Source organism: Lysinibacillus sp. C5.1, assembly GCF_016350185.1.
GTDB lineage: Bacteria > Bacillota > Bacilli > Bacillales_A > Planococcaceae > Lysinibacillus > Lysinibacillus sphaericus.
Window position 1 is genome coordinate 2,188,538 of sequence record NZ_CP066226.1, and the last position, 21,762, is coordinate 2,210,299.

At 34.6% G+C, this 21,762-nt stretch carries 25 protein-coding genes and 2 pseudogenes; 23 read left to right on the forward strand and 4 right to left on the reverse strand.

All coding sequences use genetic code 11. The annotated features are described in order from the left end of the window. Window positions 1–193 precede the first annotated feature (193 nt). The 3 genes from I5435_RS10525 (at window position 194) to I5435_RS10535 (ending at window position 1,732) form a co-directional block, all read left to right on the forward strand. The gene (locus I5435_RS10525) at window positions 194–415 is read left to right on the forward strand and encodes a helix-turn-helix transcriptional regulator (protein WP_337983773.1); all 222 of its coding nucleotides are present in this window, start codon (window positions 194–196) and stop codon (window positions 413–415) included. Beyond that, window positions 415–831 (forward strand): hypothetical protein, encoded by a 417-nt coding sequence (locus I5435_RS10530; RefSeq protein WP_337983774.1) that lies wholly within the window; start codon window positions 415–417, stop codon window positions 829–831. The genes I5435_RS10525 and I5435_RS10530 overlap by 1 nt, the downstream gene beginning before the upstream one ends. A gap of 76 nt (window positions 832–907) precedes the next feature. After that, a complete protein-coding gene (locus I5435_RS10535) occupies window positions 908–1,732 on the forward strand; it encodes a hypothetical protein (RefSeq protein ID WP_337983775.1) in 825 nt (274 codons plus the stop codon). Window positions 1,733–1,961: 229 nt separating this feature from the next. Here the strand turns inward: I5435_RS10535 and I5435_RS10540 are convergent, their stop codons facing one another. Further along, on the reverse strand, window positions 1,962–3,023 hold the full coding sequence (locus I5435_RS10540; protein WP_337983776.1) for an Ig-like domain-containing protein: 1,062 nt from the start codon (window positions 3,021–3,023) through the stop codon (window positions 1,962–1,964). Window positions 3,024–3,223: 200 nt separating this feature from the next. Beyond that, on the reverse strand, window positions 3,224–3,736 hold the full coding sequence (locus I5435_RS10545; RefSeq protein ID WP_337983777.1) for a hypothetical protein: 513 nt from the start codon (window positions 3,734–3,736) through the stop codon (window positions 3,224–3,226). Between the two features lie 331 nt (window positions 3,737–4,067). Here I5435_RS10545 and I5435_RS10550 point away from each other — a divergent pair, with 331 nt between their 5' ends. From I5435_RS10550 to I5435_RS10600, 11 genes and pseudogenes are all read left to right on the forward strand, one after another. Next, entirely contained in the window at window positions 4,068–4,499 is a 432-nt protein-coding gene (locus I5435_RS10550; protein ID WP_337983778.1) for a BrxA/BrxB family bacilliredoxin, read from the forward strand. Continuing rightward, entirely contained in the window at window positions 4,487–5,278 is a 792-nt protein-coding gene (locus tag I5435_RS10555) for a class I SAM-dependent methyltransferase (protein WP_337983779.1), read from the forward strand. The genes I5435_RS10550 and I5435_RS10555 overlap by 13 nt, the downstream gene beginning before the upstream one ends. A 585-nt stretch (window positions 5,279–5,863) precedes the next feature. Then, window positions 5,864–6,043: a hypothetical protein gene (locus I5435_RS10560; RefSeq protein ID WP_337983889.1), complete on the forward strand. Its 180-nt coding sequence runs from the start codon at window positions 5,864–5,866 to the stop codon at window positions 6,041–6,043. Continuing rightward, window positions 6,039–6,283, forward strand: a pseudogene (locus I5435_RS10565) (hypothetical protein). The gene I5435_RS10560 and the pseudogene I5435_RS10565 overlap by 5 nt, the downstream one beginning before the upstream one ends. Before the next feature lie 588 nt (window positions 6,284–6,871). After that, on the forward strand, window positions 6,872–7,756 hold the full coding sequence (locus I5435_RS10570; RefSeq protein ID WP_337983780.1) for a nucleotidyl transferase AbiEii/AbiGii toxin family protein: 885 nt from the start codon (window positions 6,872–6,874) through the stop codon (window positions 7,754–7,756). Between the two features lie 142 nt (window positions 7,757–7,898). Beyond that, on the forward strand, window positions 7,899–8,750 hold the full coding sequence (locus I5435_RS10575; protein ID WP_024364682.1) for an AraC family transcriptional regulator: 852 nt from the start codon (window positions 7,899–7,901) through the stop codon (window positions 8,748–8,750). Between the two features lie 530 nt (window positions 8,751–9,280). Next, window positions 9,281–9,718: a GNAT family N-acetyltransferase gene (locus tag I5435_RS10580; RefSeq protein WP_337983781.1), complete on the forward strand. Its 438-nt coding sequence runs from the start codon at window positions 9,281–9,283 to the stop codon at window positions 9,716–9,718. 586 nt (window positions 9,719–10,304) lie between these two features. Continuing rightward, the gene (locus I5435_RS10585; RefSeq protein WP_107896312.1) at window positions 10,305–10,913 is read left to right on the forward strand and encodes a YpjP family protein; all 609 of its coding nucleotides are present in this window, start codon (window positions 10,305–10,307) and stop codon (window positions 10,911–10,913) included. 382 nt (window positions 10,914–11,295) lie between these two features. Continuing rightward, on the forward strand, window positions 11,296–12,585 hold the full coding sequence (locus I5435_RS10590; RefSeq protein WP_337983782.1) for an IS1182 family transposase: 1,290 nt from the start codon (window positions 11,296–11,298) through the stop codon (window positions 12,583–12,585). 208 nt (window positions 12,586–12,793) lie between these two features. Beyond that, window positions 12,794–13,066 carry a hypothetical protein gene (locus I5435_RS10595; RefSeq protein ID WP_108030268.1) on the forward strand — a complete coding sequence of 91 codons (273 nt, stop codon included), beginning with the start codon at window positions 12,794–12,796 and terminating at the stop codon, window positions 13,064–13,066. Window positions 13,067–13,143: 77 nt separating this feature from the next. Continuing rightward, complete coding sequence (locus I5435_RS10600) at window positions 13,144–13,335, forward strand: hypothetical protein (protein WP_025219635.1); 192 nt, start codon at window positions 13,144–13,146, stop codon at window positions 13,333–13,335. Between the two features lie 101 nt (window positions 13,336–13,436). Here the strand turns inward: I5435_RS10600 and I5435_RS10605 are convergent, their stop codons facing one another. Together I5435_RS10605 and I5435_RS10610 are read right to left on the reverse strand one after the other, a co-directional pair. Then, window positions 13,437–13,766: a hypothetical protein gene (locus I5435_RS10605; protein ID WP_024364069.1), complete on the reverse strand. Its 330-nt coding sequence runs from the start codon at window positions 13,764–13,766 to the stop codon at window positions 13,437–13,439. Between the two features lie 484 nt (window positions 13,767–14,250). Continuing rightward, window positions 14,251–14,574, reverse strand: coding sequence for a hypothetical protein (locus I5435_RS10610; RefSeq protein WP_337983783.1), 324 nt, complete (start codon window positions 14,572–14,574; stop codon window positions 14,251–14,253). 164 nt (window positions 14,575–14,738) lie between these two features. Here I5435_RS10610 and I5435_RS10615 point away from each other — a divergent pair, with 164 nt between their 5' ends. The 9 genes and pseudogenes from I5435_RS10615 to I5435_RS10655 all read left to right on the forward strand — a co-directional run bounded on the left by I5435_RS10615 (window position 14,739) and on the right by I5435_RS10655 (window position 21,652). Next, window positions 14,739–15,053 (forward strand): hypothetical protein, encoded by a 315-nt coding sequence (locus I5435_RS10615; RefSeq protein WP_038509687.1) that lies wholly within the window; start codon window positions 14,739–14,741, stop codon window positions 15,051–15,053. Window positions 15,054–15,444: 391 nt separating this feature from the next. Continuing rightward, window positions 15,445–15,666 (forward strand): hypothetical protein, encoded by a 222-nt coding sequence (locus I5435_RS10620; RefSeq protein ID WP_025219632.1) that lies wholly within the window; start codon window positions 15,445–15,447, stop codon window positions 15,664–15,666. Between the two features lie 86 nt (window positions 15,667–15,752). Continuing rightward, window positions 15,753–15,941: a hypothetical protein gene (locus tag I5435_RS10625; RefSeq protein WP_024364073.1), complete on the forward strand. Its 189-nt coding sequence runs from the start codon at window positions 15,753–15,755 to the stop codon at window positions 15,939–15,941. Between the two features lie 113 nt (window positions 15,942–16,054). Further along, entirely contained in the window at window positions 16,055–16,276 is a 222-nt protein-coding gene (locus I5435_RS10630; protein ID WP_024364074.1) for a hypothetical protein, read from the forward strand. A 137-nt stretch (window positions 16,277–16,413) separates the two neighbouring features. Beyond that, on the forward strand, window positions 16,414–16,572 hold the full coding sequence (locus I5435_RS10635; protein ID WP_231786321.1) for a type II toxin-antitoxin system HicA family toxin: 159 nt from the start codon (window positions 16,414–16,416) through the stop codon (window positions 16,570–16,572). A gap of 41 nt (window positions 16,573–16,613) precedes the next feature. Further along, complete coding sequence (locus tag I5435_RS10640; RefSeq protein WP_337983784.1) at window positions 16,614–16,955, forward strand: type II toxin-antitoxin system HicB family antitoxin; 342 nt, start codon at window positions 16,614–16,616, stop codon at window positions 16,953–16,955. A 722-nt stretch (window positions 16,956–17,677) separates the two neighbouring features. Beyond that, window positions 17,678–18,442 (forward strand): hypothetical protein, encoded by a 765-nt coding sequence (locus I5435_RS10645; RefSeq protein ID WP_025219630.1) that lies wholly within the window; start codon window positions 17,678–17,680, stop codon window positions 18,440–18,442. Between the two features lie 157 nt (window positions 18,443–18,599). Then, window positions 18,600–19,048, forward strand: a pseudogene (locus tag I5435_RS10650) (SDR family NAD(P)-dependent oxidoreductase); the annotation flags it as partial. A gap of 288 nt (window positions 19,049–19,336) precedes the next feature. Next, window positions 19,337–21,652, forward strand: a complete 2,316-nt coding sequence (locus I5435_RS10655; RefSeq protein ID WP_337983785.1) for an InlB B-repeat-containing protein — start codon at window positions 19,337–19,339, stop codon at window positions 21,650–21,652. The last annotated feature ends 110 nt before the right edge of the window (window positions 21,653–21,762 follow it).

Here is a 21,762-nt window from a genome sequence, read left to right on the forward strand (position 1 = left end):
TGAAAAACAGCAGACATTAACATAAATCAATTGCTAGGACGATTTGTCTTTGAGTTGTATTGATATGAAGAGGGAGATGAAATTAATGGGTTAATACTATATTTTGTGATTTTTTATTTACTGAATATTTTGTATATGATATTATACATTTAATAAGATGTGTATAGTATCATATACAAGGTGGTGTCGAAATTTGGTTAATATTGTTGTTTGTAACAATGTAAAAAAATTCAGATTATTGAAGAGTATGACACAACAAGAATTAGCAGACAAAGCATTTGTTCATCGCCAAACTATAGTTTCAATAGAAAACAGAAGTTATGCACCTTCAATTGTTGTTGCTTATGCTATTAGTTTAGTACTTGAAAAGGATATAAAAGAAGTATTTTACATTGATAAAGGGGGTATTTCTTAGTGGGTTTAGTAAGAGTTCCAAAATTCCTAAAACTTTTATTTAGTTTGATTTTTGTATTAGTTTTTACTTTTGTGGCATATAATTCTTTTACCAGTGGAGCAACTTTTAATGGTGTTATTTTTTCAACAGCAAATATAGTAGCTTTCTACTTTTTAATTAAAGAAACTTTAATTACTGTTAAAAAGAAAAATTTGTTTGAAAAAGAAGTGCTATTAGACAATTTTATTATTGAAAGATTAAAAACATCATTAAGTTTATCTTATCTTTACTTAATTATTCATTTAAGTATCTCTATTTTTGCGAATGATAATCTCGTTGCATTTAAAGATTCTGTAGCCTTTGCATTATTTGCGAGCTTTAATATATTTATGGTTACTCAAATTTTTCAAGCATTTTTTTATTATAGTAAAGGATAGGTTTACTATAAATGCCTTTATTCCACTTTATTATATGAGTTGAAAAAACTCTAATAATTAATAAGGTGGTTTTTTTATGGGGAACATTGTTAAATTATCCATTTCTCAAAAGTCAGAAGTTACAAAACGGATTGAGGAACGTTTAAACGGTAAACTTGGTTTGAATTTGAAGTTAACTAACGAACTTCAAAGTTTTTCAGATAATCTTAATGCTGTTGAAGTAGACTTATCTGTTAATGATTCTAATGAAGTATTAGGAACGCAATATATTCAAACTGTTTTACAGAACGGTGAATCAATTGAGCTACAATATACAGAGGCGAAAGATGTTTGGTTGTATCAACTAAATAAAGTCGAAAACAATAAGGAAGTTGTTAAACAGGAATTTGAAAGGTTCAAAAACTCTAAGGATTATCAAACTGTATTAGACTTCCTTAAAGAAGGAGAATATGACCTAGCACCTGGTAGCCAGAAAGTGTTGAATATTGAACAGTATTCATTTGATGAGAAATCCCAAAAATCTACAAATAATTTTATACAAGCTTTATCTTTAGATATAGTAGATAGTGATAAAATAGTTGGGACATTTGTGTTTGGTGATAGTGCACTTATTAAATTTAAAAACGATGAAGGGGTAGTTGTTTTTAATGAAGATATGCCAGTAATTGTTCCAATGGGAGCTGGAGGTAAATGGAAGAAGTGTATGGCTGATTGTATTGGGTGTGGTTCTTGGGAGTCTTGTGTTAGTGGCTATTCATGCTTAGGTGCTTGTGCAAACTGTCTCAATCCTGTAGCTTGTCTTTTTTGTTTAGGGTGTGCAGTTGCAAGTACTTCGTGTTTGTGGAAATGCAGAATGTGTGTCTCGCCATCATCAAGACCACAGGAGTGTCCTGTAAAATAATTTTGAAGCAAGGTTAGTAGCTTTCATTGGTACTGAACAGAGCACCTATGTTATTGGTGGACTGTAGTACATTCAGGTGTTATCAATGCTTCACAGTTGAAGGATTTACAAAGAGGAGTGATGACTTCTGACCATTTGATTGGTTTATATATTACAATTCAACAAATGAGTAATAAATAAAATAGCAAGACCGCCCTACCACTAATTATAGTGGAGGGCGGTCTCTTGATTAATACTCTCTTACTTCAAATGAAGCAATCTTGTCGTGTACAATATATTCAGTTACTTTTTTATAAGGTGAGATAGTTTTTGTGAATTTGAAAGTTGAAGTACCTTGAGCACTTTCAAACCAATTCAAGTAATTATTTAAAACAGTATTTGTAACATCATATTCTTTTGTAATACCATTTACTAGTGTGATACTAAGGATAGCACTAGAAGATTCATTAATAGGTTTTTTAACAATCACAGTGCTAGTAGCTGAAATATCAGTGTTTTCGATTTTTGCAGTTATGATTGCTTGGCCTTCACGAATAGCTGTCACATTTCCATCCTGATCTACAGTTGCAATTGATTCATCACTTGATGACCATACCACATTTTTATTTATAGAGTTTTCTGGTAAGACAGTAGCAGTTAATTTATCCTTACTACCTTCCAGTATTTCTATTGAATTTTTGTCTAATGAAATGAATTCAACATCTGGAATTTCAACTGGTGATAATAATGTTCCATCAACATCAATTGCATCTAATTCAAAAAAACTAGCTGTATCGAGGTTTTTCAATATAACAATATGTGTTCCTGGAGATAAATTATTTTTTTCGTAAGATACTCTTTGACCATCATTTATATTTAGTGAGTCGATATTTTGAGAGAATGTATCGACAATCTGTCCGTCAATACTAACTTCAATACTCTTGCTTCTTGCCACCCAAATTGCAGAAAGTAACCTAATTTTAGTTCCATTAAATCTAAACGTTGCTGTGTTATCTCTAGTAAAGAATGCAGTAGAACCCTTGTAAAATATTGGATGATTATGCGGAGTGTACTTAGAAGTATCTCCTACAATTACTTTAGGACTATTTCCGTCGTATCTATTCCAACCTTTTTCAGGTTTTTTGAGTTGACTTCCAATTATTGCACTATTTTCAGGAGTATTATTTAAATTAGTTACTCCTTCTTCATAATCAACCCCTTCTGCTGCAGATGCACTTTCAACACTAAAGCTAACAAGTAATAACAGCATTAATGCAGAATAAATAAAACCTTTTTTAAACATATTTACCATTATGTATCCTCCTTAAAGTTGTATAGGTCATTTCTTGAATAAACCTCCAAAGATAACATTAACTACTTATGGGCATTTTTGCTATAATAAAAATCGATTAATTTTGATAACAAAAAAAGCCACCCGATTTGTACTGCACCCCAAAAGTTAGACTAAAAATCTAACTTTTGGATTTCAATACATTTGAGTGGCTTAATTTTTTATTTCATTTTTTCGAGAGCTTTATTCATTTGTTTTTCATTTGATTTTACAGCTTCACTATCTACTGCATCAACACCACGATATGTATATTTCATGTTTTGGAAATAATCAAAAGCGAAATCCTTTAGTGCACCTTCGCTATTTTTCTCAACAAAATAAGATTTAAAAATGTTAGTCAACATTCGCTCATGGTTTTCGATTTCACTTAAATAATTACCTGATTTATAATCATCAACTATGTACGTTGAAAATTCCTTCACTTCTGCTTCCGTAGGATTATACTTCATTAAAAATTTTTCAAGTGCATAAAACTTATCAGCCGGACCATCAGAATTTGTAGCCAACTTTGTTATTTCATCCTGCCATTTTGCCGTCTCTGCATTTACAGATTCTTTTGCAGGAGCAGCTTGTTCACTAGCTGGAGCTTCTTCTTTAGGTGCAGCTTCGTTTTCATCACCACATGCAGCAAGTAAAAATGCCGATAAGGCTCCAACATAAAATAATTTTTTCATTTTAAAAACTTCCTCCTTTATAATACCTTATCTATTTTAAGAAATTAGATGGTAAAAGTATATAAAAAAAGAAAAATAACCAATATTAGTTATTTATTAATTCCGTTCCACTAAACTTTCTTTTATGTTCTAATTTGAATAAATATAAATTTAAAAGTATGAATATTACTTGTTGCAGTCAATTTTTTACACCTAAAAAAGCAACCAAAGCAACAAAAAAGCAACCAAAAATCTGAATGCAGGTGAATATTGGTGAAATCGAAACATTATACAAGTGTGAAAAACCTTGCTATAATGGGCTTTGTGATTACATATGAAAGAGGGTAAAAGCATGAATGCTTACGACGAATATATGAAACAGGTAGTGAAGCCGATGCGTGAAGAGTTGGTGGAGGCTGGATTTAAAGAGCTGACAACGGCGGATGCTGTTAATGAATTTATGGCGGAGGCAAAGGGGACTTCTTTGGTTGTTATCAATTCGGTATGTGGATGTGCGGCAGGGTTGGCTCGTCCAGCGGCTCGGGAAGCGGTAGCTGCGGTTAAACCGGATAATCTTGTAACTGTATTTGCAGGGCAAGATCCAGAAGCAACTGCTGCAATGCGTGGTTTTTTTGAGGATGTACCACCAAGTTCACCATCAATGGCCATTTTAAAAGGTGGGGAATTGGCTTACTTTATTCCGCGTGAACAAATTGAAGGCTTCCCAGTGGAGCAAATTACTGCGCATTTAACAGGCGTTTTAGAGCAGACATGCGAGAAGTAAAAACAATTGTCACTACAGCGGGCAGACCAGACGACTTGTCTGTGGTGCTCGCTGATTTTGTGTGTAGCAAGTTAGATGTTCCCTTTATCTCTCGTCATAAACGCTCAATCCGTAAACTTGCAGAGGACTTTCAGGCGAATATCATTGTAGCAGGGAAAAATCGCTATGAATATTATGCATTTGGCGCAGAAGAGCCCTTTTTCTTTCATCCGAATTCCGCAGCATTTCGCTTAAAGCGAGTAGCGAGGGGAGAAATGGAGCCGTTTTTAGAGGCGGCACAGCTCGAAAAGGGCGATTCGGTCTTAGATTGTACGCTCGGTTTAGGTGCTGATGCGATGTTAGCCGCATTTACTGTTGGTCAATATGGAAGAGTGGTGGGACTGGAAGCGAATCCAAATGTGGCGTTTATTGTAGCGCATGGTATGAATACATATGATACCTCGGAGCTTCCGTTAACGGCCTGTATGCGGCACATAGAAGTGGTACAAGCAGAAGCAGTTGCTTATTTAAAATCACAGCCAGACAGTGCATTTGATGTTGTCTATATGGACCCAATGTTTGAAGAAATTATTGAGGAATCGAATAATTTTCAGGCACTTAGGGCAGCGGGAGCACATGTAACTTTAACTGAGGCATGGGTCGAAGAAGCGAAACGAGTGGCTAAAAAGCGTGTTGTTTTAAAAGCTCATTATAAATCAGATTGGTTTGAAAAATATCATTTCTCCAGATTAACGCGTGTGACTTCAAAATTTCATTATGGCGTTATTGAGAGACAATAGACGACGGGAACAGACATCATATCATGTCTGTTCTTTTTTTCTTGTGAAAAAAATTTTAGCGTAAATGAACGTTATAAAAGAGGTTTCAACAAAAAAAGGGCTTAGCAAAATTTTTCTTGTAATTAGCGTTAATTTTTATTCAATTAGCTATGTTATCCTACTTTTTTCGTTGCCGCCCGTGTTTCTCAAGTTCCGCTTGTAGTCATACTAAAAGATGTAAAGCCTTTACTCTTCATTCTAACATTTACGTTTGTCATCTGTTCTTTACGAAAGGGCATGTGAGCTGGTCATTTGGGATTAGGTCGATATCCATTGAAGGCATTACTGCGGGCATATGATTTGTTTGGAAGTATTCAATTATTAGTGGTGTAGCTTCACTCTTAACGCTAACTACAAAGCCTTTTGCTTTAGCAAAAGGGCTTGAAAAATTATTAAAACCATTACGAAGTTGCGTGTACCAATTGAACAATTTTCCTTAATGATTGTTATTGTCATTTGTTTTAAACAAATATATTGAGTTACAACGGATTGTTCTAGCTCAAACATCAAGAGGGTTTGACATTCAATTAATGGCTTTTATAAAGCGTGTTTTTTTCTTTATTCCCATTATTGTTTACAACTGTTCAAAGGGCAGATCGCCTTCGCGATTCCATCGATGCAAGAAGCTATAGTGATGGCAAAGAGCGTACAAGCTATATTGAACTACGCTATGGGAAAGAAGATTTGATTGACGAGTTTGATTGTACTAGTTTTTATTACTATTAAATGGGGTGGGTGTTTAGATGGTTATTTTGGAGTCGTCATTGATTATGAAACAAGGTACATTACCGATATTATCGCACTTAAATTTACCTGTTGTGAGCGTTATTATCCTTGTTATAAATGCCATGAAGCGCACGCACAATATGCTAAGAATTGACGATTCAAGCCTATATGGAGTCAACGTCCTGCGTTTTTATTGAAAGATGTGCAGCTCATTATCCTATTTATTTTACCAAGCCATAGTTTATAGTGAAAAATGTGATTTTACTTTATAAATTTTTTGTGCTATAATTAAAAACGTGCTATTTTAGGTAGCATCTTTCAGTAATCTGGCATTCTGCTTTTTGTTTTTTAGGATACTTATTCACACTGGCGCATGCTTTGGGGCTGCAAGGACGCAAAAGAAGGTTGGGTTTGCGTTGCTTAAGTTAGAGAGCACACAGTGGAATTTTACCGCGGTGAAGAAACGAAACGTTTCGAAATAATATTCCCCAGATGATTGGGTTGAGACTTTACAATTTACAGAAATGTTACCTATTAAATACTAAAGGGGTAGTTTCGCTAAGGCGAGGCTACCCCTTGTCCAATTTCGGATAGGAATAAAAATAATAAGTATATGTGATTTAGCACCTGCTTTTTTATAAAAAGTTAGGTGTTTTTTTAGTTTTTTCTCCTAAATTACGACATATATCGACAAATTATCATGGGTTATATTACCGTTTACTATTGTGGGAAAATAAGTAATAATAAAGTGCGGAGTTTTTTAAAAAATCAAATATATACTATTTGACTGAAAAATTCTGAAAAAAGATTGAAACGAGGGTGTGGCATATGAAACAAGTAAACGAAGTACCAAAAAGTGTATTGAACCAACTAGCAGAAGTAGCTCAGCAACAACAAGAAAGTTTGGAGGCACTTGTAGCATTCTATTCCCAAGAAAGGTTGTTAGTTCGACTGGCAGCTTCTTCCTATGAAGATCAATATTGGCTATATGGCGAATTTTTATTAGGGACATTGACCAATGATATTGTAAAGTCTTCTTCTGGAATTACATTATGCGCCAAAAAAATGGCCAATAAAGAAAGTATCATCAAACATGCTTTCAAAGAAATTTCTACAGTGAAAGTAGCCGAAGATGGGGTTGCGTTTGTCAGCGATGAAATAGAAGTATCCTCTAGCGGTGAAGAAGAAATTCAAATTAGGATTCCTGCGCAAATAGGGCACATAACAACATACATAGAAATAGCAATAACTTTATTTAATAGTGCTTCCATGGCTCCTCGAAAAATTGCAACCGCATCATTGCTAAATAGTTCGTCAACTGAACTATTAGGGTATCCGACAGAGCTCATCATTGCACATAAATTTAATACCATATATCAATATCCAACATTAGAAGAAACGTTGAAAGATTATTATGCAATTTATTTACTAGCAAGTACCCAAAATTTTGAAGGTCGTGTATTACAAGAGGCTATACTCGATACATTCGAACGACATAAAACGACAATTGAAAAAAATCCGCCTGTGTTCTCAAAACGTTTTGATTTGGACGACAGCAAGAACAAAGCATGGCAACAATTATTAACGCAACAAGTATCCTTTGCTAAAGTTCAAAAACTTGTTCACCAATTTTTATGGCCAATTTATAATCAAATTGAAGTAGAAGATGAATTCTTTGAAAATTGGGATTATACATGTGGTAATTGGCGATAAAACATTGAAAAATCCGCGAGCTCAAATAGCGTTCGCGGATTTTTTATCTGTATCTTTAATTTATCCGACATTTTCTGGACTTAAAATATCGGATATAGTAGGTTGTTTTTAATTATGATAGATAGCGAAAGGAGTGATATTAATGGATTGGATTGTAAGAATAAATAGAGTAATGGATTACATTGAACAAAATCTATCCGGTAAAATAGACGCCAAAGAGGTAGCAAAATTAGCATGTTGTTCTGAGTACCATTTTCCTAGAATGTTTTCAGCTATAACAGGATTTACATTGGCGGAGTATATTAGGCGAAGGCGTTTATCGCAAGCTGCATTTGAACTTCAAAACAACAGCTCTATTCGAATTATTGACCTTTCGATTAAGTATGGATATGATTCACCTGATGCCTTCAGCCGTGCTTTTAAGAACCTCCACGGGGTTACTCCAACAGTAGCTCGCAAGAAAGGGATTGAATTAAAAGCCATCCCAAGACTCTCCTTTCATATTTCAATCAAAGGAGATGTAGAGATGGATTATCGAATCGAAGTATTAGAAGTTGAAGTTGAAATTGTAGGTGTGAAACAAGAAGTTAGGACAGCTGATGCTTTTATTGATATTCCTAAAATGTGGGAAGCTGCGAATAAAAATGGATTGTTACAAAGATTAATAAATATGTCATGGGAAAGCCCACAATGCAAAATGGAAGGGATTTTAGGTGTTTGCGGCAAACAAGCGGCAATTACAGATGAAGAATTTGATTATTTTATGGGATGTCGCTATTCGCAAAAATTCCCCAATGATATGGAGAAAATCGTCATCCCTAAAAATACAACATGGGCTGTTTTCCCAAATATCATGGATGCTTGGAACCGTTTATATACTGAATGGCTGCCATCGTCCGGATACGAATTGGCAGACCTGCCTTGCGTTGAAAATTATTTAGCACCTGATCGCATTCCTAGTAATGAGCTTTGGGTTCCTGTCCTACAAAAATAGTTTTTAAAACGTATTTACTGTGCATATAGATGTAAGTTGAAGAAGACCACTCCACGAAGGGTGGTCTATTTTATTGAGTAAAATCACTAAACAGAAAACAACGAGGTAAGGTGTGAGAGATGTAAAATATAAATGTTGGACCAATCTAGAAATGGTTTTAATGCGCCATTCATTTGCATACAGTGGGGTGAAAGCAATCATTGAAAGGATGTGAAGACACGATGAAAGTGAAGGTTAAAGAATGGCGTGTAATGTCCGATCATAACAAACAATTATTATTAAACGCGGTAGCTACGAAATAAAACCTTAATGAGTGTCTGAAAAGATAATCACTAACGAATAGCTAAAACAATTAAATAAAATATTGACACTTACTTCGGTAGGTGTTTTTTTATTATAAACTGTTGGAAGCACTATAGCTCTACTAACAACCGCTTTGCAAAGGCTTGTTTAGATAATAGCAGGTTAAATGGTATGATAAGAATAGATTGGTAAATCGGATATAAAAAATGAGAAGGGAGGTAGTGTGAATGGAAGTTAGAAAGCCGAACAACTTTGAACTAGATGAAATCATTGCGCTTTCGCCACAAGCTTTATTTGATGGTACATTGGGCGAAGTAAGGGCAACCAATGAAAAAGTAATGAACCTTATTGAACCTCTTCTAAATAAAGGATGCTATTATTTAATCGCAACAGAGAATCATAACTTAATGGGATGGATTCTAATTGGTGAAAATAAAGACCAATTTACGGAACAATTAAATGGTTTTATTTATGAGCTATACGTAAAAGAGGCCTATAGAGGCAAGGGTATTTCGAAAGTATTAATGAATGTTGCTATTGAGCAATTGAGACAGGAAGGATATTCAGAAGTCAGACTTAGCGCTTACGTAGGGAACCATGCGATAAAACTATATGAAAAAATGGGATTTAGTTACAGAACCGTAAGTATGAATTTACAATTGTAAAAGTCCTTAATCATACACAATCCAAATAAGTACCTGGTTGTATTTAATAATCGATTGTTTTTGTTAGGATGGATTTCATAAGTCCATTCAAAATTATTTGCTTATAGCAATCGTGCACTCAATAGGAGCTTTACATGTTAAGGGAATAACAAAAAAGATTGAAGCCAAAGAGCTTCAATCTTTCTTATTCATACATTTCTGTATATGCGTTTGCCGTATTTGATTAGCCCTACCAAGTCCCTTAACAGCACCTAATAGAAGCTTAATTTACATCATGTTGCAATAAAAAAATTTGAAAATAATAGCAAAAACCTAAGTAATACGGCATTATACATACAAACTGTGTTCGGTATGCATAGTAACTAAATTAGTCAGTGAAGCATAAAGAAGTTAAGTAACCTAACATTAATAAAAGACCAATACCCATTGCGATTGACATACTTTGTACCTCCTTTTAAAAAACGACACATTTATACATAAATTATTGTACAATGAAATGTAGAAATATGAAACCTTTTATTGGTTGGAACGTATTATATTATAAGTAGAATTACCAATTTGTACATAAAAGAGAAGGTGTTAATTAATGAAAAAGTGGGTTCAAAAAAGTATCGTAATTATGGTTGCGTTTTTAACATTTGGATTAATTACGCCAACACATGAAATTTGGGATGCATTCGATCAAAACCCTTCGAATCGCGCCTCTATCGGTCCTTCTCCTGGGACAAGCACTGCGCTAGCCGCTGAACCCGAAGCAAAAGCGGATGAAGCAACTGAAATACAGCAAAATGCGATTGACTACGAAGCACTTCTAGTTGACGCAGCAAAAGAGCAATCGTATATGAAGTTTGGAACAAAAATCGGCCCTAAAATTAGCAATGAATTTGATTCTATTATCTTCCCTAAAATAGAAGAGGCAATAGCGATGACAGTGGCTAACGTTGAAGAGGGGTCATTGGCAAATCTCACAATTACTGAAAAACCAAGTGGCAACTATGGTGAAAAAATTTTCAATATTGTTAATAACGAAACAGGCAATGATTTAATTCGCTTCCATGTGCGTACAGAAAAGCGCCCACAAGAAGGCTACTACTACAACTTCCACTATCACAGTGCCGAGGATGATTTTATGGCTCACAACAATCTCGGTGATATTTACTGGGAAAAAAACACACCACCGAAATGGTTGTCTTGATAATTTTAATTGCTTTCAAATAGTGTGAAAAGCCTTATAATCTAAGGCTTTCAGACTGTAGACAAACTCGAAAAATTTCGAGTTTGCCTACAGTCTTTTTTCATTTTAAAATAAAAATAGATGTCTACTCCCGTTGATTTCCGCTACGTTCGGGCGCTTTCCGCGGGCACATCGTAAGCCACAACCCCCGCTAACGCGCGGTCTGTTGCGTCTTACGTACTGTGCGTTCCCGCAGGAGTCGCCCGCCCTTCGCTCCAATTAACTTGATATGAATTGCTATCAATCAACTATAAATAAAATAATCTATTTGAGGTGATGGAAAATGATGTCGAAGAATCAAATCAATGAACGTGAACAATTAGAAATACTGACAATTGACTAATTGGTGCCACAAGACCATTTAGTTCGAAAACTAGAGGCAGCGATTGATTTTTCGTTTATCTATCCATTAGTGGAAAACCTCTATTCATCTTTAGGCCGTCCAAGTATTGACCCTGTTGTTCTCTTTAAAATGACCTTTATTCAATATGTTTTCGGTATTCGCTCAATGCGTCAAACTATTAAAGAAATTGAAACGAACATGGCCTATCGTTGGTTTTTAGGATTTGGCTTCCATACAGAAGTTCCACACTTGTCTACCTTCGGTAAAAATTATGCGCGACGGTTTCAAGACACAGATGTGTTTGAACAAATTTTCTATCGTATTCTAAAAGAAATTATGAAGAAGGGTCTCCTGCATGCAGACCATGTATTTATTGATTCCACACATGTAAAGGCAAGCGCTAATAAGCGAAAGTACGATAAAAAAGTCGTTCGAAAAGAAACACGTGCTTATGAAGAGAAACTTCAACTGGAATTAAATATTGATCGTGAGGAACACGGAAAAAAGCCCTTCCCTCCAGAGAAATTTGAAAAAGACGAATGGAAAGAAATCAAGGAGAGTAAGACAGACCCTGAGAGTGGTTATTATGTTAAGGATGAACGGACAAAGCAGTTTGCGTATTCATTTCATGCAGCGACAGATGAAAAAGGTTTTGTATTAGGTACGATTGTGACTCCAGGAAATGTGCACGATAGCTATGTATTGCAGCCACTTGTTGAAAAAATCATTAAAAAAGTGAAAAAGCCATTAGCGATTGCTGCGGATGCTGCTTATAAAACACCTGCCATCACTAACTTTTTATTAGAGAATCAAATGTTACCTGTTCTCCCTTATACACGTCCTAAAACAAAGGATGGTTTCTTTCGAAAGCATGAATATGTGTACGATGAGTACTATAATTGTTATCTTTGCCCACAAGGGCAGGTATTGAAATATACGACAACTACGAAGGAAGGGTATCGCCAGTATAAATCGAATCCATCGATTTGTGCTAATTGCCCCTGGCTATCACAATGTACAGAAAGCAAGAATCATCAAAAACTTATTCAACGTCATATATGGGAAACATATATGGAAGAAGCTGAACATTTGCGCCATTCATATGCTATTAAACAAATTTATGCAAAGCGTAAAGAAACGATTGAACGTGTCTTTGCAGATGCAAAAGAAAAGCATGGTATGCGATGGACAACCTTAAGGGGTCTAAAAAAATTGTCCATGCAGGCGATGCTTACTTTTGCTGCCATGAACTTGAAAAAGCTTACTACTTGGACATGGCAAGCTGCTTAAGGAGAATAGGTATGCTCAAAGAGTATGGTCAACTCGGCAGTGAAATCTAATTATTTACTATAAAAAATGACAAAAGGCATCAAGGTTAAAACTTCTTGATGCCTTTTGTCGACAATCTGCATTCATTATTAATAATGAAATATGGAATATCTGAAGGCGCTTTATTATCACCACTTAAATTAATTGAAGGCATTAGGGAGGTTTAAATATGACATTAGTGTATTTGTATCAACAAGAGGACGGTAGCTGGACTATTTTTTATGATAGTACGTATATTCCAGAAACTTTTAAAAACAAAATTATCACGACAAATATTCCTGAGTATCCACAAGACGGTAATGGCTATGTATTAAGTCGTAATCCTGTTACAGAGGAGTTCTATTGGGAACTTGTGACGTCTGAAGAACCGGAGCTTGAACCAGAGCCCGAACCTATCCCACCAGTCGAAACAATTGGAAGATGCCTAAAGGTTACAAGTTAGAAGGACAAGTAATCGTACCAAGTAACAGCAAATTGAAAGTCCAATTAATTGTGGAAGACAAGAAGGAGGAAATTACAGTGGCAAATACAACATGGAATCCAGGTTCACCAGCTATGAAAACTGAAACAGAAAACTTTATTACACAGGCAGTGAAGGATGGTATTATTAATGCTTCACATTTAAAAGATTTACAAAGTGGTGCAATGACAACGGATCGCTTGATTGGTTTATACAATACAATCCAGCAACGTAGAAATGATAAAAAGTAACCGAAATCAGTACGGTACCTGTTTAAATTAATCAAATAATTATCAAAGACCAGCAAAGCTATTTTTAGCCGAGCTGGTCTTTGATAATTCCAAGTTAAAAATTAATTAACCGCATACACATGCACTACAAATGAAGAGGTTGCTCCACTTGGATCGGCAATATACAGAGAGCGAATCGATTTTGCATCTGTTCGATTACCACTTAATATTCCTTTAAAGATAACAGGATCTGTCGCAGCAGATTTATCTTGCATTACATTAAATTTGATTGCATTTGAATCTCCTCCACCTTCAACCTTCCAAAGTAATGTTGTTGTTCCTTCTGGAAGGCCTTCTGTACTGAAGTTGCCACTTGAACGATGCTTTTGTCCACTTTGAGGATTCTGCTCAGATGTAACACTTGCAATTAACGTATTTGTTGTTGTTGACATTTTAAAACCCCCTAGTAATTTACTTTATTTTGAAACTAATTGTATTTTACTATATAAATGTTAATTATGTTTAAAAAATACATATTTTCGTTAGTTGAATGTAAAAAAATATAACGTGATTGTAATAGTAATCTCAGTTGCAGATACCAATGACGAAGCCCAGGTACTCAATTAATTTTGAGCCTGGGCTTTTTGTGTTTCATACAGTAACGAGCAAACTTTATTGTAAAAAGTATTAAAATAAGTTTTGTTATAATTAAATTCGCCATTAGTGTCAACGGCAATAAAACCTGTGATATTCTCCAGAAATGCTAAGTTTTCTAATTTTTTTAATCTATAGCTGCTATATTCATTTAATTTAAGTAATTCTGTAGTAGATGTTGTGCATCGTTACTTTTATAGCATGTTAATTTCTCGTTATTCGCATAAATCTCTTTGAATAGCAATATTTAGGGGTCATACATTTGTTTTAATTGGTCAAAAATCACTTGATAAGTATAAAGTTGAAAGGTCCCGTACTTTTTTCATAAAGCATATTTGTAACAAAAGTTGTTATACAATCTCGTTTAACTTCTGTATAAGTATCTTGCATTTCCTCAAATATAGAAAGTATCAAATTATTGTCTCCAGGTTCTAAATCAGGGAGTTGTCCATCCAAAATAGAGTTTTTCATTTTATCTTGAAGTATTAGAAGGCAATCATCTATATTTTTGGATTTTAACGGAGTTGGTCCTCCTAATATGATAGGGATTAATATATCTTTTGTAATGTCAGCAGTTGTATTCAATATTTCTTGCTTTTTAGCCATTTCATCACCTATATTCCTAATAATTGCTTTTTTTCGCGTCAGAAGAAGTTATATATAAAATATATTCATATATACTTCAATTCTGTTTTAATATTGAAGATATTGATATAGATGATATGTTAAGGTATAAAGATCAGTTCGAGGTTAATGAAGTCTTATGTGAAATGTATGATTTTAAAGGGGCTTATTATAAAATTGAAACCGAAGGAGAAGTTAATCCTTACGATGGTGGAGAAGATATTTTAGATATAAAAGTTTATCTAGATAATAATAAGATACTTTCTGGAGAAATAAATTTATACTATGGTCACATAGAATTTAACGATGATGGGAATGTTGGTGATGCTTCAGAAGAAAGTATTGAAGCAAATATCGATGATGTTATTCAAGAGATTAGGGATTTTAAAAGCGTAGTACTTAATGAGATTAATAACAATACAAGGGTATTAGATAGAATTATTGAAAATTTAGGCCTTTAAATTTTAATGAAATGAAAAAGATCACTCCGCGATGGGTGGTCTGTACATTTTGCTCTATAGAGAAACACTTACTTCCGGAGTACGTTCGCTGGTACGAGATGGTGAAAACTAGCATTCGACTTAATAAGACGATTGCGGAGTCGTCAACACTACGGAGAGGCTACTAATTTGGTAGTCTCTTTTTTATGAGAATAATGTATCTCCTATGTATGCAACAGCATATAAAAATGCAAATCCTAAAATGATTACAATGATTGGGACAATAATTTTGGTTCGAATAAATTGCATGATACCACTCCTATTACTTATAATTTTTAATTATGAATCAAATTTCTTATAATGACAATACGTTCCATTTATCCTATGATATAGGTAGATGGAGGTGTCTATAATGGATATAGAAAAGAAATTGAAAATACGCAATATTATTAGTGTAGCATTAATTGTATTTATGACTTTTTCCTATATAAGACTTGTTTTAAGAGATGGAATAACTCAAGTTGGTTTCTTATATACAGCTATGTATGTGTTATCTGTTGGTATTACAATCTTTAGCTGGTTCTATCAATGGAGAACTAACCAAATAATCAAAAGAAGTCAAAGTCACATTTAACAAGGTGTGGCTTTTTGTTATATCGAAATATAATGATTACAATCATTTCTATTTGTATTATGATTAATATGAAAGGAGGTAATTGTATGACAATCACAATGGATAGTGCAATGCGACTTGCTTTGGGTGCTCGAATTATCGCTATGGAAGAAGTTCTAGTAGCTAAAGGGTTAACAACGCGTGATGAACTTAAACAGAGAGCTGAGGCACAGGTTGAACAGCTTGCCTTGGACGAAACAGATAAAGAAGATATTAAAAGATTTTTACTAAAATAAAGAATACATAAAGTCGCACTAACTACGAGTTGCGGCTTTTTATTATGCATCAAAATTCTATCACACAGTTAATCCTTTCCAGTTTATGATTAGTGTAAAAGGCGGTGAAATATATGAGTGTAAAAAACAAAGTAAAATATCTTAATATAGTTACAGTAATTGGTATGTTATTATCAACATTCTTTTATATAAAGGCTGTTCTAAGAGATGGGTTTGAACAAGTTGGGTTTTTAACAACAACATTATATGCAGTAGCTATTGTAGTATCAATTATAAGTTTTGTAGTACATTGGAAAACTAAACAGTTCATTAAGAGAAATGAAGGTCATGCCTAAATAGGCTCTTTTTTATTATAAATATTTCCACTAAACACTTGTAAAACGGTACTATAATAGTGGGAGGTGAAACATGGCAAAGATAGAGAAGATCATCGATAAGATGAAAGTCCAACCTGGGCATAACCTTCGCAGAAATAAAAAAAGTCCTAGAACATAACGGATACAAGGTAGTAAGAGTTGCGGGCTCACATCACCAGTTCCGAAATGGACAAGGACTTCTAACAACCATCAAGCGTGAAAATCCAGTAGACATTCAAGCTGTGAAGGATGCACTCAACAGAATAGGGGAGTAAATTCTCCTTCTGTTTTCCCTTTCTATCTTAAGCCATATCACATGAAAAATCAAAAAGACTTAGATTATTATTTGTCGTTGCCGTATACATTTCAAGTGCGTAAAACAGCGTCAGGTTATTGGGCTAACATCAAAGAAATAGATGGATGTCACACGCCAGCGGACAGTATCGAAGAAGCCTATCGAGATTTAGAGAAAGTTTTACAAATGACTATTGAAACCAAACTAGAATTCGGCGATCCGATACCTGAGCCAGTTGACCAAGATTACAGCGGAAAGTTCAATGTGCGTGTTCCTAAATCATTGCACAAACAATTAGCATTGGATGCGGAAGCCGAGGGCGTATCGTTAAATCAGTATGTGGTGTATAAACTTTCAAGATAATAAATGAGAAGTCACGTTCATTTGAGCGTGGCTTTTTATTATGCCATGAAGCCCGATGGATGGATCGGATGGACTTTGTGAGTAGAACTATAAATTGTGGAGGGCTGATACAGATGGAAAGGCAAATCTAATGTATAATAATCCTTCTGAAATGGTGACATTTATAGAAGGAGGTCTTTTATGAACGAACTATTAGAAGTCGCAGAAATTGCGAAAAGACTTAGATGAATAGAAATAAGGTTTATGATCTTATTAAAACTGGTCAACTTGTAGGGTTAAAACTTGGTCGAATGAAAGTATCAACTATTGAACTTGAAAATTTTATGATTAGGAATGCTGGTAAGGATTTAACAGACCCATTTAACGTTAAGGACTTATAATGTAAAAGGATAGGTGGTTATTTTGAAACAAAACATTAATTTAACTTTTTCTGTTGAAATGCCTGAAGAATATATAATGATTTCTTAAAAAGAGTACCGGGAATTGAAATCGAAATCTTCATCTAGTGTGTGTAGAAGTGTAGGTGACACTGGGCAGCCTTCCAATCAATGAGTGGTAGTCCATAAAATTTAGATAATTGGATAGAATGGTAGATGGATCAAATAATGATATGGAAAAACGCTCTACTTTGGCTGGATTTTTAATATTCATTGGTAGAATATAATATTACTGGTATATAATACTGAGATATTATGTTTTTGAAAGTGAGTAGGAGGAGAATAATGAAAAAACTATTTATTGTGTTACTAACAGTATTTGTGTTTGCAGTAGTAAATCCAATAAAGTCAGAAGCAAAGGTAATGTATGATGGAGCAGAGGTTGTAAAAGAACAAACCGGAAAAATGACCTTTAAAAAAGATATCAAAGTATACAAGAAAAATCCAAATGGTACGTTTGATTCTTTAGTGGTTAAGCGAAATAAATTCTTTAGAACGTATGATATTGAAAAATATGATGGCAAAATATTTTACCAAATGGGGCAATATCGGGTACAAGCAACGGATTTAGTAGTTTTCAAAGAAGTACCAATAGAAATTCGTTCGTCTTTCTATAAATCCCCAATCTATATTGTTAGTACTCGTGATGGTATTAATGCTAGCAAAAATTATGGACACTTTATCAGAAATCAAGAAACATGGTTTATTGATTTCAAAAATACAAAGAATGGACAACTACTTAAGTATTGCAACAGTGAATATGAAAAAGACGAATCTTGTTATGAATACCCTGGTACAGATCTTAAAATCGTTGAGAAAATATGGACGGATAGTGGCGTACGTTATGAGGTAATAAAAGATGCGGAAGGGAAAGGCGTACCATTAAAAGAATCTAAAACTGAAAGAATGATGAAAAAGGGAAGTACTGTTTTTTCAAGGTTTTATCTTGAAATAAATGGTTATATATATGTAGCTGATGACTTAGAAGGAAGACTGGATGATGCTGTTTGGCTCCAAAAGAACTTACTAAAGCCCGTTAAAGCTGAGTAATAGATTTTAGGCTTAGATGAATAGACCACTCCATGTGATGAGTATGAAATTTTGCTCTATAGAAAAACACTTACTTCGGTAGGTGTTTATCTTTTTGGCAAGGGTTTTTTCCACAAAAACACTCGTAACTTTGGTTTGCCTTGTAATCCCATCATATGTATGGGAGAAGCATGGTTGTGAGGATGACTATAGTTTTGATAAGGATGAAGTTCAAGATATTTCAACCTTAATCAATATCAACCTGACATCTACTATTACGTATATGCAAGCGCTTTTGCCAAACTTAAGACAAGCGGAGAATGGAAAAGTTATTTTAATTGGTTCGACGGCAGGGTTAGATCGTAACGAACAATGCGCAAGTATCACTCTAAATTCGATTTACGCGGTATTACAAATGTTTGACATGAACATTTGAGAGAAGATAAATTGTATAATTCCAGGGGAACTTGCTGCAGAAGTTCCTTGGAAAAAGCCATTCATTTATATGAAGGAACACGTATCCCTTTACAAGATATTGTATCAATAGTCCAATGTGTGATTAATTTATCACCCGTATTTTGTGTAAAGGAAATAAACATCCCTTCCATAACGGACTTAAATGCTTGAAGTGTTTAATGATTAAGATTGAAAGGTAAAGCCACCTCAAATTGTTCTCCTCTTAATAAATCAACACTCGTTTACCATACGAGTGTTATTTTTTTTGTTTTAATTCCTTCATCATGACGCATCTGAATAAATTTTTAATGTTAATGGTTGAACTATTAACATTCCTCAATGTGCAACTGTAATCTAAAACTCTATTATTGAAAATAAAGGGGGGTATTTTATATAAAAAATTTATGAAAGCGTTATATAGGCTATTTACTGAACGATGTAAAGGAGAATTAAAGAAAGATGCGTAAGAAGTTTTTATTCGTGGTACCTGTCACGTTATTTTTATTTGTATTACTTTTCAATGAGAATAAAGTTTTAGCAAATAATTTTACAGAAGATGGTTTTATTTATAATGATAATATAACGGGTATAGTACCAGAAATGTATTATCCAGGTGGGGTAACAATTTACGGAGATAATAATCCCAGTCGAAAAGATTTGGTCATTCCAGATACGCTTGGTGGTAAGCCTGTCACAAATATATGGTATGAATCATTTAATAATAAACAACTGACCTCCTTGATTCTGTCAAATAATGTAAAGTTAATAGGTTACAATGCATTTGATAATAATTTACTAACTTCAGTAGTACTCCCCAATCAGCTTGAATGGATTGGAGATTTTGCTTTTGCGAATAATAAGCTATCCAGTATAACAATACCTGATACTGTAAAAAGAATCGGCCAGGGTGCATTTGTTAATAATGATTTACAGACAATAACGATTTTAAGTCGGAATACAATTGTATTACCAAATGCTATACCTAAACAAACGAAGATTTTGGGAACAATTCCATCAAAGGCAAAGGAGTATGCTGATCAAAATGGAAATCCATTTGAGTATTTAGGATTTACAATTACCTACGATGGAAATGGCCATACAAGTGGCAGTGTTGCAGCAGATTATATAGATAAGACAACACAATCATTTACTGTGAAAAAACAGGAATCATTAAAGAAAGATGGTTACGTTTTTACGGGATGGAATACAGAGCGGGATGGTAGCGGCACTGATTATCATGTAGATGAAGTAAAAACAATGACAGGAGATTTAACACTTTATGCTATTTGGTTGCCACAGCAACATGTAACGTTTAACACGGATGGAGGGAGTATAATTCCACCTCAATTCGTGAACGATCAAACATTAGTGGTGGAACCACCTGCTCCAACAAAACAAGGGCATACATTTGAGGGTTGGTATAAAGAGGCAGCACTAACAAACAAGTGGGATTTTATGAATGATGTAGTAAGCAGTCCAATTACTTTGTATGCGAAGTGGAAAGTCGTTCAACATGAAGTGACGTTTAATACAGGTGGAGGAAGTGCAATGCCATCACAACTAGTTGATGACAACACAGTACTGATAGGGCCATCTGTTCCAACGAAACAAGGTTATATATTTGCTGGTTGGTATAAAGAGGCAGCACTTATCAACCAATGGGATTTGACAAATGATGTAGTAACGAGTGCAACAACATTATTTGCCAAATGGAAAGTCGTACAATATGAAGTGACGTTTAATACGAATGGGGGCAGTGGAATCCCTTCACAGATGGTCGATATTAACATGAAGATAAATGAACCCACTATCCCAATAAAACAAGGTTATACATTTGGTGGATGGTATAAAGAAGCAACATTGACAAATGGGTGGGATTTTAAGAAAGATACGATAACAGGTAAGACAACGCTTTTTGCAAAGTGGTTTGTTAATAGTTCTCCAGATAGTAGTAATAATAGTAGTGATTCATCACCGCAAAATGTTACAGTATATTTTGAAACAAATGGCGGGAGCGTATTAGGTCACTTGTCTGTAGCGTATGACACAAAGATTGCAACGTTACCGATTCCTAAAAAGGAAGGTTATACGTTTGGCGGCTGGTATAAAGAAGCTGCTTTAATCAATGAGTGGGATTTGACAAAAGACCGTGTGACGAAAGAGACCAAGTTGTATGCGAAATGGATTGCAAACATAGCGCCAAAGCCTACCCCAGAACCAAGTCCGGAACAAACAACACCTGAACCTGACTTACCAAAAGTGTCCTTTCATGATATTGCGGGCCATTGGGCAAAAGAAATGATAGAAGAAATAGCTAGTCAAGGGATTATCACAGGGTATTCAGACGGTTCGTTTCGTCCGAACGAATTTATTCAACGACAGCATGTAGCATTGTTATTTTACCGTGCTTTTGAGTTCGAGCCGACACGCAATGCGCTTACATTTTCGGATGTAACTGCAAACCATCCATACTATGAAGCCATTACGACATTACAACAAGCAGGAATAGTCGATGGTTCACAGGGGAAATTTAATCCTAATGCTTTAATGACGCGTGCACAGTTGGCAAAAGTCGTGACGCTTGCGCTAAAGATAGAATTAGGAGGCTCTAGCACATTCCAAGATGTTCCTCCAACGCATTGGAGCTATGGGTATATCGCTGCATTAGCAGAACTTGAAATTGTAATTGGCGATAACGGTAAATTTAAGCCAGATGAACCCGTTACGCGAGCACAGTTTGTAGCCATTCTATACAGAGCATTGAATCTTCGTTAGAATCTATTAAATTCATCGACTAATGAAATAAATGAAACTCGTATTTTGATTAAAGTTTTATCAAAATACGAGTTTTCGCTTTACTTGTAATAATAGGTTAGAGTTTAAAT